Below are 14,506 nucleotides of genomic sequence, written 5' to 3'. Positions count from 1 at the left end.
AAGCCGCTGCGTGGAGCACACCATGGCGCGGGAAGCCGCGGCATCCCAAAGGTGCCGCGTGCCCCCGCAGAGCTCAGAGTGCGGGTGGAGGCGGGTGGTGAGCCGTCCTCAAGCCGTGGAAACGCTTTTTGTCGCCCTCGCCCCTTTCTTGGCCCACGACCCACGGGTGCTGACCCTCGGTGTGCGGCCGACCTTGGGGGATTACTCGGAACAGGAGCGGCGTCGGCTCAGGAGGGCCGCCTGCATCTTGTTTCCCACGGTGCGGTTTGCGGACGTCCTGGAAGCCGCAGGGTGCCGTTGTGTCCCTTCGGCAGCCACATACCGATACCAAAGATGGCGGCCCCTCCAGTGGACTCTGGCCGCTTTTCTCAACGTCCCCATGGCGCCCTTCCGCTTGGGCTATGGAGGGAAGGGAAAGAAGGAGATTTCCCGGAGGTTTTGCCCACCGTTTCGGGCCTTCGGGCCTCGGGCGGACACGGATTCCATTGTCCTTGTGGAGTCATGGGGCACCTGGGACGCCGTGGCAGGATCCACCAATCCCATCATGGTCAGCGATTTTGTGCCTTACCGATGGCGGGATGAGGTATGGGTGGCGCTCGGCAGGGTCGTGGCCTGGAGGAGGGTGCCGTGGAACGGCGTTGCCGGCCCGGCGGTTGGTCCATGGATGCGCCGGCGGGATGACCCACGGTGTGGCCCGATCTGTGAGCGAAGCCTCTGGGTGTGCCGACAGGCGCAGATCGATGAGGCGGTTCTGTGCTGGGGGCGTGCCGACGGGTCTGAAGAGTTTTTCTTCGAAGGGATACGACGGCCGCCGCCGTCCGCGAACCGCCAAGGCGAACTTATCCGTCGCCATCAGGAGATCTTTTCGGCTCTGCTGGAAGACTTGGATCCCTCGGGAGGTGAAGCCCCGCGCAGATTCCCGACGGGAGAACCACCTTGACTTCCCGGGCGATGGATGTTCAAAAGGGCGGAGCAACGAGCCAGGGGATCATGAAACCCTTTGGATGAGTGCGCAACCGAATAGACAACACGGATTCGTCGGCTGAAGAGGGATACCGCAATGGTGCACGATTGGGAGAAGGAATACGAAAAATCCGCACAAATGGCGCAGCGGCATTTTCGCAAGGATGTGTCCGCCTTTCGGGAAAGAAGGCTCCTTGAACTGGAGGATCTTTTGCGAACGGAGCAGGAAAAACCGGAAGACTTGAGGGACGAAGAAAAAATCCGTTGGATTCTTGACGAATTGCAGAGCATCAAGCAATAGCTATGGAGTTCACTACCTTTCTTCGATTTACCGTCGCCCGTCAATGGGCAACCCCGCAATCCGGATCGCCCTTCCGGAAGGAATTCCCGGCGTGATCGGCATCTTTCATGAGGTATGATTCCGTGCGAGGACATTTCCTGAGTTCCCGGTTTTTTCTCTGCCTGTGCGTCCTGTGGCTTGGGCTGCAGGTTTGTGGCCCGGCGGTTTATGCCGGGCAAGCCGGAGTATCCGATTCCCAGTTCGAACGCACCCTCCCGTCCCAAGGACGGGATGTTTTTGTGGTTCTGCGGAACGGCTTAACGGTTCTGATCCGTCCTCGAGACGACACGGACGTGGTGGCGGCAAAGATCTTCGTCCGGGCGGGATCCATTTACGAAGATGTGAAAATGGGTGCCGGATTGTCCCATTATCTGGAACACGTCGTCTCCGGGGGAACCACACGCTCTTTTACCGAGCAGGAGGCTCGGGAGCGGCTGGAAAAGTTGGGGGGAGCCACCAATGCCTATACCAGTCACGATCGGACGGTTTACTACATCACCACCGGTGCGGAGCACTGGCGCGATGCCCTGGAGCTGCTCCTGTCCTATGTGACCGAATGCACGCTGGAGCCTTCGGAAGTGGCTCGGGAAAAAGCCGTGATCCAGCAGGAATTCAAGCTGGGGGAAAACGATCCCCATCGGGAGCTTTGGAAACTTTTTATGGCGACGGCCTATAGAGTGCATCCGGCCCGGCACCCGGTCATCGGTTACGAGGATGTGTTTGTGCGCACGACGCGTGAGGACCTCGAGCGTTATTACAGTGTTCGATATCAGCCGCACAACATGGTTCTGGCCGTCGTGGGCCGTGTGGATCCCGATGAGCTGCTTGCCTTTGTCAAGGAAAAGACGGCCCATGTCCCCCGAACGGCCTTGGCCGCCGTGAGCCTTCCTCAAGAACCGGCCCAGACAGGACCACGTCGTGCGCAGAAAGCCCTTCCCTTGGCGCGCATGGTGCAAGCCATGGTGGGGTTCCGATCTGTTTCCCTCGACCACCCGGACCTTTACCCTCTGGACGTCCTTGCCATTGTGTTGGGGGACGGGCGCACGAGCCGCCTCTATCAGACCCTGAAGGACCGGGATCAAAAAGTGCTTCAGATCAACGCCTTCAATTGGACGCCGGCGTATGTTGAAGGACAGTTCGTCGTGTCCATGACGCTTGCGCCGCAGCACTGGCCTCATGTCCTCGCCGGGCTCCAGGAGGAGATCCGAAAGATCCAGCGCCAAGGCATCTCCGACGCTGAGCTAGAAAGAGCGAAAAAGAAGGTAATTGCGGCCCGCGTCTTCGGCAAGGAAACCACAGAGGAAATGGCAACATCGCTCGCGTCGTCCTATTTCGACACGGGTGATCCTTACTTTGAAGACATGTACGTGGAAAAGGTGCGACGGGTCCGAAAAGAAGATGTGCAGAGGGCAGCCAAGCGTTATTTGGTGGACGGAGCCATGACGGTGGCGGCGGTCACGCCCCAAGATGTCTTTTCCGGCCCGAATCAGGGTCCATCGGGTTCCGAAGGCGCCGTCCACGGGGCGCCGCAGACGTCGGTCCGGCAGGCCAGGTTGAGCAACGGTCTTCGCCTTCTGCTTAAGGAAGATCACCGTTTCCCCTTTGTGACGCTCCAGCTTTTCGGCATCGGTGGGGTTCTGTTGGAAGAACCGGGGGAAGAAGGCTATTCGGCCATGACGGCCTCGCTGCTCACGGCTGGGACCAAGCGGCGCACGAAGCTGGAAATCGCCGACGCGCTGGAATCTGTCGGCGGGAGTATCTCCAGCGGGTCCCAACATAACTCATATTCCGTGGCGGCCAAGGTCCTGAAAGAAGATTTGCCGTTGGCCTTGGATATTTTGGCCGATGTGGTGATGCATCCTGTGTTTCCGCCTCAAGAAGTGGAAAAGAAAAAGCAGGAGACCCTTCTGGCCATCAAGAAGCAGGATGAGAATTGGCAGACCGAGCTCGTGCGGTTGTTCAAGAAGAATTATTTCCTTCGGCATCCCTATGGGCACGACATTCTGGGGACGGAAGAATCCGTTCAGGGGATCACCCGGGAGAAGCTTTTGCACTTTTATACCAAAATGGTCGTCCCGCAACGGGCGGTTCTTGCGGTCTATGGGGATTTCGACGAACATCGGCTCATGTCTCACCTTCGGAAGGCTTTTGAGCCATGGCGTCCATCCGGACCTTCGGGCATGCCCGACATCCATGAAGAGGAAAACGTGCTGCAGGGTATTCGTGTGGTGGAGAAAAACAGCGACAAGACCTCGTTGGGTCTTTTCGTGGGCACACGGGGTTTGTCTCTGGACGATCCCAGGATCGCCGCTTTGGATGTGTTGGACGCGGTGATTTCCGGAATCGGCTATCCCGGAGGTCGACTCCATACCGCACTCCGCGGGGGCGACAACAATATGGTCTACGTGGTGCACGCGTTTCCCTTCAGTGGGTACCGTGCGGGATATTTCGGCGTGATCACCCAGACGACGCAGAAAAACGCGCAACGTGTGGAATCCATCATCCATGAGCACTTGGACCGATTGATGAAAGAACCCGTCGGTGAGGAAGAGCTTCAAAAGGCCAAGGACATGGTGACGACCATGCACCTTCTCGGACTGGAAAGCTTGGAAGCTCAGGCGCGCAGTGCCGCGATCAATGAACTTCTCGGGCTGGGCTATGATTACGCGTCCCGTTATCCGGATCTCATCCGCGCCGTGACGGCGCAGGATGTGCAAAAGCTCGCCGAAGAACTTCTCCAGGCGCGGCTTGTGGTCCGAACGGTTCCCGAGAACCCGGTGGAAGTCCTACCCACACAGGAGTTGCCGTCTCCGGAGCATATCCGATAGGTTTTTAAGAGATCCATGGGTGCCGCGTTCTGATGCGGCATCCGTGCCCCACGGCGGGGACGACGTGCAGGCAATAATTCGCAAAGGCCCCCCCGGAAAGCCTCCGGAGTGCGGGGCCTATGGGGTGCCGAAGCGCCTCGAGGGCCCCCATTCACGAGGGGACCCACGTGACACGTGGCTCAAGGGGATGCGGGCGTGAGGCGTTTTCGCAGCCGTTCTGCATTTTCTCGAGCAAACTCCAAGGAAGGGTCCAGTTCCAGGGCCATCTCGTAAAGACGCACAGCTTCCTGAAAATGGCCCAGCTCGCGCAGATTGGATCCGATGTTGGCATAGTCGATGGCGGATCCAGGGTCGATCTCGATGGCTTTTTCGAACGCCTCGATGGCTTCGTCATGCCTCTTGAGCTTGTAGAGACAAAAACCTTTCAGGTTGTAAATCTCTTTCAGGGTCGGGTTCCATTGTTGGGCTTCACCCAGAGCTGCCAAGGCGGCGTCGTAGCGGCCCAATTCCTTGCGGCATGAAGCGATGTGCACGTAGATGCTGGCGATTTCGTGCCGGTCGGGATTCTGGGTGAGAGCGCGCTCGAAAAGCTCCAGGGCTTCTTCGTACCGTTCCATGCGTTCCAGACTGTGGGCGGCAAAGAAGGTGAGGTCGAATCGCGGCCCGAACAGCTCCACAAGACGCTGGAGTTGTTCCAGAGCGTCCCGGGGTTCGAGGCTTCTGAGGATCGTCCGTGCCATGTGCTGGGCAAAATCGGTGTTGCGGGTGTGCTCCAAAAAGTGGGCTCCGGGAACGATGACATAAACGCTTGGGATCTGCAGGGCTTCGTGGGTCACATTGACCGCCAGGACAGGCAGGCCGATGCAAGAGAGGCCGTGGACGGCCCGCAGGATTTCCACTCGGAGGTTGTCGTGGCTCAAGTCGGGCAAAGACCCGATGGGCACGGTGCGTTCGGATTCCATGAGATATCGGGCTTCTTCCAATGAGCTGTACTTGGGCAGTGTGGGCCTGTAAGTCGTTCGGTTTTCAAAGTCTCCGGCCAGCTGGGCCACTTCCGTCAGTGCGCGGCACAGGGATGTGGCCGGCCGGGGCGTCGTCCCCGCCGTGAAGACAATCTCACTTTTGTGGGGAAAAGTTTCGGGGTCATAGGCCAACACGCCCACGGTCGGAATGCCGGTATTCAGAGAGAAGTCGTGGGCGTACAGGCGGATCCCACACCTCCGGAACTTGTCCACGAGCTCTTTCGCCGCCGGGTCCGCGACGCTTTCGAGGTCCACGGCCGGGGTGATCCGCCGCTCGTGGGAGATGATGGAGCCCACGTGTCGTTCCACGACCTCGCAGAGGGCCTGCAGCACGGCTTCTTCCATGGTGTTGCCGGCCGCCGGACCGTTGTATTCGTTGATGAGATAAAACCAATCGATGGGAATCCACTGATCCCGGTCTTCCGTGAGGTTCCGGGCGGGAACCCAGCGCAATGGGCAGCCCTGAAGGAAACTGAGCGCACGGGCAAGCGGCGTGTGGGAGTCGTGCACCGATTGGAGCAGCAGTTCGGGGGGAATGCTGGGTCCCACCAAATCCCCCACGCGGGCGCTCAGAAACCGTTCTGAGCGCATGAAGGAAAAAAAGCTGAACCGTTCCATCAATTCCATGAGCGCACTGGCTTCCGACTGAGCCGGTGTGGCCCCTTTGCCCATTTGTTTTTTGGTGCCTGTGACGGCCGTGGCATCGGCGCCGCACAAACTGATGTAGACGGGAATCCCCAGACGTCCTGTGTCGATGCGCAGCGTCTTGGCGAGAATGTTCATCTTGAACGTTTCCAGGCGCCGACGCACCCACAGGACGGTGTCTTCCGGAGCTCGCGTCTTTTCCTGGTCATATCGAAAGGTTTTAAAACAGTCGTGGAGGATGATGCGGGAATCCAGCAACATTGGGCATTCTCCTGGTTGACTCTAACCCATCGGTCAGCCCGTGGGACATGGATTGGGTTTCCTTGGGTGAATTCATGAGGATTGCGTTTGAGGGGCGGGAGTGCTTTGGGCTTCCACCATGGAATTTTGAATGACGTCCAGAAGCTGGCGGGCGTGAAGGCCCGATTTGAAAGACTGGGGTAACCCTTTGATGGAACGAAGCTCGTCCAAAGTTTCCGGCATTCGTTGGGCGAGGCGGATGAGGGCGTCGTTGGGCAGAACGCGAAAGGGTGCCCGGTCCTGCTTTCTGGCGGTTTCGTCTCGAAAAGCGTACAAGGCCTTGAGGACGACTTTGGCTTTTCGGGTGAGACCCCGAATGCCTTGTAACCGTTGATAGCCGTTGGCGGGAAATCTCTCTCGAGGAGGCCCCTGGTCGCACACTTTGGCAAAGGCTGCAGAAGCTTGATCCCACAAACCTCGGCGGATCAATTCTTCGGCCAGCTTGTCCCTCAAAGGGATAAGGTAATGGGTGTCCAATCGGGCGTAATGGAGTTGTGAGTCCTTCAGCGGGCGGACTCCCCAGTCGCAACGTTGCCATTTTTTGTCCAGTTGGACCTGGAAGTGAGTTGCAAGGATATGAGAGAGGCCCAGTTGCTTTTCGCCGAGGATTTTGCAGGCCACGGCGGTATCGAAGACATTGCGAAAGGTGAAGTTGAAATCTCTTTTCAGAGCGCCGATGTCGTTGGAGGCGGCATGAAAGATTTTCTCCACGGACGGGTCTTCAAAAAGGTTTGACAAACAGCCCGGGTCGGCGATGCTTAATGGGTCGATGATGTAGTCGTCGTGGTCCGTGGAAATCTGGATCAGGCAGATCCGTTCGAAGTAGGCGTAGTACCCGTTGGATTCCGTGTCCACCGCAATGCGAGGGCAAGTGCGCAGGCTATTCACGGTCTCATGCAGCATTCGATCCGATTCGATAAGGATATAGGGTCGCATGAAAAGGTGTCGTGGCTCCTGCCCTTGGAATATGTGCCGAAAATCTTTGGAGTGCGGCCATGAGCCGAAGAAAGAAACAATCTTGCCCGCCGTCTCCTATGATTCCTCACAAGTCGGTGCCCGCAAAGGGGCTGGGCTTCTATACTCCTTTCTCCTGCTTGGATCAATACAGGAAGCGTGAACCCGAAGTTTCCGCGAGCGGAGATCCGGTTCGTCCGGTGGAGGCCGATAACTCACGCGCCGGGAAAGAACTGTCCGATGACACCCGCCTTTTCATGGACGCCGTCTCGGATGTGCGTCCCTTGCCCGAAAACGAAAGGCGGCGTGTGGCGCCCAAAGGACCGACCCGTGGTTTTCCTCGGTTTGCCGAACGGGAAGATTGGGAAGTGCTGACCCACTTGGCGGATCTTGTCAGCGGTGAAAGGGGTTTTTCGGTGCATTATTCGGACGAGTACATGGACGGCGCCGTGGTCGGCCTTGCCCCCAGTGTCCTCAAGAGATTGCGCAACGGGGACTACAGCTACCAAGACCACGTCGACCTGCACGGACTGACGCGCCAGGAGGCTCAGGAGCGCGTGACGGAGTTTGTCCTGCGCAGTCACACCCGAGGGGCACGGTGCGTGCTGATCATCTGCGGTCGAGGGCTGAATTCCCAGGGCAAAGAACCCGTTTTGAAACGCGAGCTCCTGGGGTGGCTGACTCGGGCTCCGCTCAAACGTTTAGTGCTGGCCTTTGCCACTGCGAGAACGTGGGACGGGGGGGCTGGAGCCGTCTACGTGCTGCTGCGCCGCCGCAAGGGAAAGGCTCCCGTACGCTCGCCGGCTCTTTAACCCAAAGTACGGCAGGCGTTTGAGCATTCGGCCGGGCAGAAGGTCACCTTCTGCGCGGGTGCTAATCCGCACTCCCACGAGAATGAGGATCGCCCCCAGCACCTGCGGCCAAGACAACGCCTCATTCAAAACCATACGGGCGGTGAGCACCGTGACCACCGGGATGACGTTGATGAAGACGGCCACCTGAGAAGCCGGCAGAGCCCTCAAGGAAAAGTTGTAAAGCCAAAATGCGCTTAACGTGGCGAAAAAAGATAGAAAAAGGAGGCTTGCCAGAGCAGGGCCCGTTGGGGGAAGCGGCCGGGCGCCCGAGTCCTCCCAAAGTGCGAAGACGGCGAAGAACAGCGTGGCGAAAACCGCTTGAATCGTGGTCAAGGTCATGGGGCGGTAGCGGGCGCTCAGTGACCGGCTGACAATGGTATAGACCGAAGCACACAGCGCCGCCCCCGCGATGTAAAGGTTCCCTTTAAGGGGAGAAAGACCAAGCGGTGGAGCCTCCAAGTCCTTTTGGACCAAAAAGGCGATCCCCAGGACCGTCATGAACACGCCGAAGCCTGCTTTCGCTCGGAGGGGTTCTTTGAGAAAAACGGCCGCCAGAATCATGACCACCACGGGAATCGCGCCGATGATCAAGGAGGCCACCGATGCGCTGGTGTAGAGAAGCCCACGGGTTTCACACAAAAAGTACAGACCTGGCTCCATAATGCCCAAAAGACAAAAAAGGCCCAAATCCCTGAGCTGGAGTCTTTCCCTCCTGAACCCGAGAAAAGCCGGGATGAGGAAGACGGCCGCAATGGCAAAGCGCAAGGCCAAGAGCGTATAAGGGGGGAAGCTCTGGAGGGCCACCTTTGTGGCCACAAAGGAAACTCCCCAAATGACGCAGGCTGCCGTGGCCGCAGCGAATCCTTTTGCCCGGTGATCCATCATGAGCCGTTTGTCGTCTAGGCACAAAAAAGAGAACCCGGAGGGACGAACGGCCCGGGTTCTCCATTCCGTCGGTGTCACTGCACGGAATCAGTCCCAACTGAGGATCTGATCGTCGTAAATTTCCTCGATTTTCCGTTTATGCTTGATCTCCTCTTGGGCAAGCATCTCGAAGACCTTGGCCGTCTTTTCGTGCATGCACTTTTCTTTCCATGCACTGTAGAACGCGTGAGCCTTTTCCTCTTTTTTCATGGCCAGGGTCAAAGCTTCCTGATACGTCATGTCTTCTCGAAAGGGGACGTCCATCAGGTAGTCGCTGATCTTGAGATCTTCAACCTTGTCGAGCTTGAATTCCTCCAGTCCTACGGGATCCAGCCCCTTGAGCAGTTCGCGATGCTTTTTTTCTTCCTCAACCATTTCGAGGAAGAATTCCTTGATGCCGGGGTTCTTGGCCTTATCTGCGCACTTCTGATAGAAATCCATGGCCGCTTCTTCTTTCTTGATGGCGAAATTCACCACGTCATCGAAGGATCGACAGGTCAAGACGGACATGATGGCCTCCTCTTTCGGTGCGGTGGTTGGCATGTTTCTCCTCGGCGTCGAGCCGAAAACCTAGATTTTCATAGCAGAATGGCACGCTGGGAAGCAACCGGTTTCACGATCCAGGGCAAGGCCCAGGCCGGGCCCCGGTTGTCTCATGGGCCATCCCCGCATTTTCCCCGGTTGGGATGGAGGTCCCTGTGCGGGCGCTTACAGGAACAGGGGGACAATCTCGAACCTTTGGACATCCACGAGGCCTCTTGAGCTCATTTTCAGGGCCGGGATGACCGGTAAAGCCAGAAACGAGAGCGCCATAAACGGGTGTTTCAAAGGCGACCCCAATGCATGCGCAGCGTTCGTTACCGTTTCCAGGGCACGACAGACCTCGGCCAGCGGTTCCGCACTCATGAGCCCGGCAAGGGGGAGGGGCATATGTGCGATGACGCCCTCTGTGGAGCTCACACTGAGTCCGCCGCGGCTCTCCACGATGGCCCGCACGGCATGGACGATGGCTTCATCGCTGGCTCCTACGGCAATGAGATGATGGGAATCGTGGGCGACCGTGCTGGCAAGAGCCCCTTCGCGCAGGCCGAATCCCCGGACGAAACCCATTGCCGGTCGTACAGGATCGTCCTGGGGGGTGTAGCGGTTGTACACCGCGATCTTTAAAAGATCCCGGGATGGGTCGCAGACGGCGAAACCGTCGCGAACGACGGCCGAAAGCACCAGCGAATCCGTGATGAGACTGCCTTCGCGGATTCCGATCACCCGAAGCTGGGTCCCTGACGCGGGTACACGGAGATGGGCCGGATCGATCGTGGTGATGGCCATGGGACTGGGGAGGCTTTCCAAAATTTCGTCTTTTTTTTGAGCTGTCGGGCGGCAGAGGCGGCCGGTGCGGGCGGCTGGCACGCCGTCTTTGAAGACGATCTCGGGTTTCCACGGATTTAACGTCGGGCTCACGGAAAAATCGGCGACATATCCCGGCGCGATGGCCCCTCGACGGCGCAGAGCGAAAGTGGTCGCCGGAGTCCAGGAAGCGAGAGCGATGGCCCTCACAGGGTCCATGCCCAAGGCCATGGCGCGATTCACGATGTGGTCCATGTGCCCCTCGTGGATCAGGGCTGTGGGATGACGGTCATCGGAGACGAAGAGGCAACGCGGCCAGGTGGCATCGGTCACGGCATGGATCAAGGCGGCAAGATCCTTGGACTGGCTGCCTTCACGGATCATCAGCGCCATGCCCTTCGCGAGTTTTTCTTCGGCCTCCTCGACAACCGTGGTCTCATGATCGGATCCGATGCCGCAGGAGATATAGGCGTTGAGGTCGAGGCCGGAAAGCCCTGGGCAGTGGCCGTCCATCAAGACGTCCTGAAACAGAACAATCTTTTCCAAGACATCGGGATCGGCGTGGAGCACGCCGGGAAAGTTCATGACTTCCGCCAGGCCGAGGACCCGAGGATGTCCGGCGAGTGTTCGGAGATCCGCGGCGCGCAGGGTGGCTCCAGATGGGTCCAAAGGCGTTGCGGGGACACAGCTTGGAAGCATAAAGAAAAAATCCAGCGGCAGTCCTTCCGTCGCTCGGATCAAGGCTCGCACGCCCTTCAGGCCCAGCACGTTGGCAATTTCATGAGGATCCAAGACGACCGCCGTCGTCCCGCGAGGCACAACGGCGGCGGCGAATTCGTCAGGGCTCAACAGTGTGCTTTCCAGATGCAGGTGGCCGTCGATGAACCCCGGCGCCACAAACGCGCCATGAAGATCCATTTCCTGCCGGCCTCGATACGGACCCCAGCCCACAACACGGCCGCGGTGCACCGCGAGATCCTGGGAAACAATGTTTCCGGTCCACACGTTGATTATCCGAGCGTTTCGCAAACACAGGTCGGCGGGCAGGCGGCCGCAGGCTACGGCAATCCATTCGGCCAAAGTCTCGGTGTCCATCATGGCGGCAGGCCACTCGGCAGGCATGGAAAAAGCTCACATCTTGTATTTCCCGAAATCTTCAGGATCGAGTTTCTCCAACAGCTCCTCCAGATTTTCCTTGTCGTCCTGGCGGAACACGGGATGGGCCTCCTTGTCCGGGACCTTTTGGGAACGCCGCAGCACGTCCTCTTTCACGTAGATCGGAGCGTTGGTGCGCAGCGCTATGGCAATGGCATCGCTCGGGCGGGAGTCGATGGGGCTGAGCCCCACCTCGGTGCGCAAGTAGATGAGCGCGTAATACGTGTTATCCCTCAAGTCACACACTTCGATCTTTTCCACTTGGACATGGAGATGGTCCAGGAGGTTTTTCACCAGATCGTGCGTCATGGGGCGCGGAAATTTGATTTTTTCCAGTTCCGTGGCGATGGATGTGGCTTCCAGCAGACCGATCCATATGGGGAGATGGTCGTCCCCTTGAGGATCGTTCAAGATCACGATGGGCGTGTTGGTCTGCGGGTCCATGACCAGACCGGCGACCTTCATCAATCGATACATGGGGTCTCCTTATGCGAGAAAAGCGCGGGCTGAGCCCTACGGTTGTCGGCATGCGCCGAGGTTCACGTTTCCGGTTCGTCCGATTCGCGCTCTGGGAAGATCAGCCGGCCTTTGAGCGAGTGTGCATAGGCTTCTTCAATTTTGACCGGAACGATTCGACCTTTCAATGCTTCGGGTCCAGGAAAATTGACGATGCGGTTTTGGGGAGTCCGTCCACTGACCAGCCCTTGTCCCGACTTGCTTGGGGCTTCCACGAGGACTTCTCGGATTCGGCCCACTTCTTCCAGATTTTTTTCCTGGGTGATGGCCGCTTGCAGAGCCTGGAGTTCAATGAGACGCCGGGTTTTGACCTCTTCGCTCACCTTATCGGGGAAAAACCGCGATGCCGCGTAAGGGCGGTCCGAATAGCGGAAAGAGAAAAGGGTATCGAAACGGACGGTTCGGATCAGGTCCAGGGTGGCTTGAAAATCAGCTTCCGTTTCTCCGGGAAAACCCACCATGACGTCCGCCGAAATCCCGATATGGGGGCACGCCGCCCGCAGAAGCTCCACTTTCCGGTGATAGTCTGCAGCCGTATAGGCCCGGTTCATTCGCTGGAGAATCCGGTCGGATCCCGCTTGGAAAGGCAAATGGATATGCGGGCACAATTGGGGGAGATCGACGAAACATTGGATCAAGTCTTCACTCAGATCTTTGGGGTGTGATGTGGTGAAACGGATGCGGGCCACATCGGTTTCCTTGGCGATCCGGCGCAGCAGGTCCGAGAAGCGCGTCTGTTCTTCCAGTCCTTTGCCGTAACTGTTCACATTCTGCCCGAGCAGGAGGATCTCACGGGCCCCTTTTTCCACCAGAAGCTGAACTTCCCGAAGAATCTCGTTACTCGGGCGGCTTCGCTCCCGTCCCCGGACGTAGGGCACAATGCAGTAGGTGCAGAAATTGTCACAACCCTGCATGACGGTCACAGGCCCGACCACATCGGTCGTCCAGGCATCGGTTTGATCAAAGAGCTCCCGCCAGCCCTCCTCATCGTGATCCGGCAGATGGGCCACCCTTGGCCCACCGTGCCGCACAGCGCGCAGCAGGTTCGGGAGGGAACCCAGTGCCCGCGTTCCCACCACAATGTCCACGTAGGGGAAACGCTCCAGTAAGGCGCGTCCCATTTGTTGCGCCACACAACCGCCGACGATGATCACCAGAGAAGGCTTTCGGTTTTTCAGCTTCCGCAGTCGCCCCAGGAGCGAAAAGACCTTTTGTTCGGCCTTTGCCCGTACCGAGCACGTGTTGACAAATATGACGTCCGCCTCCGCCGGCTCGGACGTCAGAACATAGCCGTCCTGAGCAAGCACGCGCTCAACGCGCAGCGAGTCGTATTCGTTCATCTGGCAGCCGAAAGTGTAAACGAAAAGCCCCAAGGGCCGGGCTGCCTGGGCTAGACAAAGTCCTTCCATTCTCGTGACCTGATGTCCTGTTCCGTCAATCGAATATTGGCCAAAGAAAGGCGTCGGGCCAAAGTCCCGATGAGCTTGATGGCCAGTTGGGGATTTTCCGAAATGATCTGTTCCAGCCGCTGGGGGCGGTAAACCTGCACCAGGCTGTCCCCCATGCTGGTGACTGTGGCTTGTCGAGGAGCTTTGAGAAGGCAGGCCATTTCCCCGAAAAAATCCCCCGGACGGTCAATTCTGCCGATCTCGACACCTTTCAGGGTGACCCGCAGACCGGCATCGGAGGAAATGAGCCGATAAAACTCCTGACTTTCTTCGCCTTCATTGATGACAACTTCGCCATCCCGATAGTGGCGCACTTCCACGTCGCCCGCCACGACGAAAGCCTCCTCACCGTTTGCGGAAAGAGCGGCCTCCGTGAGCTGGCGGAGCAAGGACAGCACCAGTTCCCGGAAAGCCCTGGGGCGGGAATACAAAAAGTCGTCGAAGGCTTCGGCGTCATAGGCCATCACCCGGCACGGGGTCAACGCTCTCGCGGTGTACGGTGATTTTCTTTTGAAGACGATGGCTTCGAGGCCAAAGACGTCCTTTTCCCCAAGAACCCGGATCTTGCGATCCCCTCGGGATAAACGCACGCTGCCCGAGAGCACGACAAAGAACCCTTGGACGGGCTGCTCCTCCTCGATGATGAGCTCCCCCTCCTGATACGTCCGGGCTTCCATCGGGTAAGGCTGCGCGTCTTCGGAACCGTCCGGGATGCCGCCAATGGGAGGGAAGGGTGCCTCGCTCATGGTGCCACCTTTTCCTTCATGTCGTCTTTGTTCACAGCTGTTGTCTTCCGTCGGGGCACGGGTTGGCTGAACCCCTTTCCTCTTAGACGAACGAAAGCCTTATTGCAAGCGGAGGCTGTTTTGGATGGAGCGGATTTCCAAACGTTTTTGCTCACTGTGGAGGATATGCAAAAGTTCCACTTCCCGGCCCGGGGCCGCCGCAATGCGCACAAGAGCCAGTCGGGGATCCTCTGTGCTGACCACACCGAGCCCCTCGTACGCCTCGATGATGGAGGTGAGCAGGTGGATATTGCGCGGATGAATCCAGACGTCGAAAACCGGGCACCGATCTTGGGTCATGAGGCGGAAATCCTCCCACTTTCAACTTTGTTTTGGGTGTGGGCTTATGATAGCAATGGAAGAACCGAAGAGAAAAGAGGGGATGCAGGGGGAGATGGGACTGTCTGCCGGTTCGTCTGCACCCC

The 14,506-nt window shown here is 58.3% G+C and carries 13 protein-coding genes; 4 read left to right on the top strand and 9 right to left on the bottom strand.

The features are described from left to right. The first annotated feature begins 22 nt into the window (after window positions 1–22). The 3 genes from ACZ5K9_RS16285 (at window position 23) to ACZ5K9_RS16275 (ending at window position 4,131) form a co-directional block, all read left to right on the top strand. Complete coding sequence (locus ACZ5K9_RS16285) at window positions 23–940, top strand: hypothetical protein (RefSeq protein ID WP_464272364.1); 918 nt, start codon at window positions 23–25, stop codon at window positions 938–940. 120 nt (window positions 941–1,060) lie between these two features. Further along, entirely contained in the window at window positions 1,061–1,264 is a 204-nt protein-coding gene (locus ACZ5K9_RS16280; protein WP_464272363.1) for a hypothetical protein, read from the top strand. 122 nt (window positions 1,265–1,386) lie between these two features. Continuing rightward, window positions 1,387–4,131 (top strand): M16 family metallopeptidase, encoded by a 2,745-nt coding sequence (locus ACZ5K9_RS16275; protein WP_464272362.1) that lies wholly within the window; start codon window positions 1,387–1,389, stop codon window positions 4,129–4,131. A gap of 179 nt (window positions 4,132–4,310) precedes the next feature. Here ACZ5K9_RS16275 and ACZ5K9_RS16270 read toward each other — a convergent pair whose 3' ends face one another. Further along, window positions 4,311–6,059, bottom strand: coding sequence for a YcaO-like family protein (locus ACZ5K9_RS16270; RefSeq protein WP_464272361.1), 1,749 nt, complete (start codon window positions 6,057–6,059; stop codon window positions 4,311–4,313). 72 nt (window positions 6,060–6,131) lie between these two features. After that, the gene (locus tag ACZ5K9_RS16265; protein ID WP_464272360.1) at window positions 6,132–7,034 is read right to left on the bottom strand and encodes a ribonuclease D; all 903 of its coding nucleotides are present in this window, start codon (window positions 7,032–7,034) and stop codon (window positions 6,132–6,134) included. Between the two features lie 59 nt (window positions 7,035–7,093). Between ACZ5K9_RS16265 and ACZ5K9_RS16260 the strand changes: the two genes are divergently transcribed. Then, window positions 7,094–7,864: a Smr/MutS family protein gene (locus tag ACZ5K9_RS16260; protein ID WP_464272359.1), complete on the top strand. Its 771-nt coding sequence runs from the start codon at window positions 7,094–7,096 to the stop codon at window positions 7,862–7,864. Here ACZ5K9_RS16260 and ACZ5K9_RS16255 read toward each other — a convergent pair. The 7 genes from ACZ5K9_RS16255 to ACZ5K9_RS16225 form a co-directional block, all read right to left on the bottom strand. Further along, window positions 7,754–8,788 carry a DMT family transporter gene (locus ACZ5K9_RS16255; RefSeq protein ID WP_464273991.1) on the bottom strand — a complete coding sequence of 345 codons (1,035 nt, stop codon included), beginning with the start codon at window positions 8,786–8,788 and terminating at the stop codon, window positions 7,754–7,756. The two genes, ACZ5K9_RS16260 and ACZ5K9_RS16255, sit on opposite strands and share 111 nt — an antisense overlap. Window positions 8,789–8,878: 90 nt before the next feature. Beyond that, window positions 8,879–9,340, bottom strand: a complete 462-nt coding sequence (locus ACZ5K9_RS16250; protein ID WP_464272358.1) for a ferritin-like domain-containing protein — start codon at window positions 9,338–9,340, stop codon at window positions 8,879–8,881. A gap of 198 nt (window positions 9,341–9,538) precedes the next feature. Beyond that, complete coding sequence (ade, locus tag ACZ5K9_RS16245; protein WP_464272357.1) at window positions 9,539–11,299, bottom strand: adenine deaminase; 1,761 nt, start codon at window positions 11,297–11,299, stop codon at window positions 9,539–9,541. A gap of 9 nt (window positions 11,300–11,308) precedes the next feature. Beyond that, window positions 11,309–11,809: a bifunctional nuclease family protein gene (locus ACZ5K9_RS16240; protein WP_464272356.1), complete on the bottom strand. Its 501-nt coding sequence runs from the start codon at window positions 11,807–11,809 to the stop codon at window positions 11,309–11,311. Window positions 11,810–11,871: 62 nt separating this feature from the next. Then, window positions 11,872–13,257, bottom strand: coding sequence for a tRNA (N6-isopentenyl adenosine(37)-C2)-methylthiotransferase MiaB (gene miaB / locus ACZ5K9_RS16235; protein ID WP_464272355.1), 1,386 nt, complete (start codon window positions 13,255–13,257; stop codon window positions 11,872–11,874). Continuing rightward, complete coding sequence (locus ACZ5K9_RS16230) at window positions 13,239–14,042, bottom strand: cyclic nucleotide-binding domain-containing protein (protein WP_464272354.1); 804 nt, start codon at window positions 14,040–14,042, stop codon at window positions 13,239–13,241. The genes miaB and ACZ5K9_RS16230 overlap by 19 nt, the downstream gene beginning before the upstream one ends. Window positions 14,043–14,141: 99 nt before the next feature. Then, a complete protein-coding gene (locus tag ACZ5K9_RS16225) occupies window positions 14,142–14,381 on the bottom strand; it encodes a DUF4911 domain-containing protein (protein ID WP_464272353.1) in 240 nt (79 codons plus the stop codon). Window positions 14,382–14,506: the final 125 nt, after the last annotated feature.

Source organism: Desulfosoma profundi, assembly GCF_055387865.1.
The sequence above is the reverse complement of the archived record's forward strand: the minus strand, read 5'-3'. Positions and strand labels throughout refer to the sequence as shown.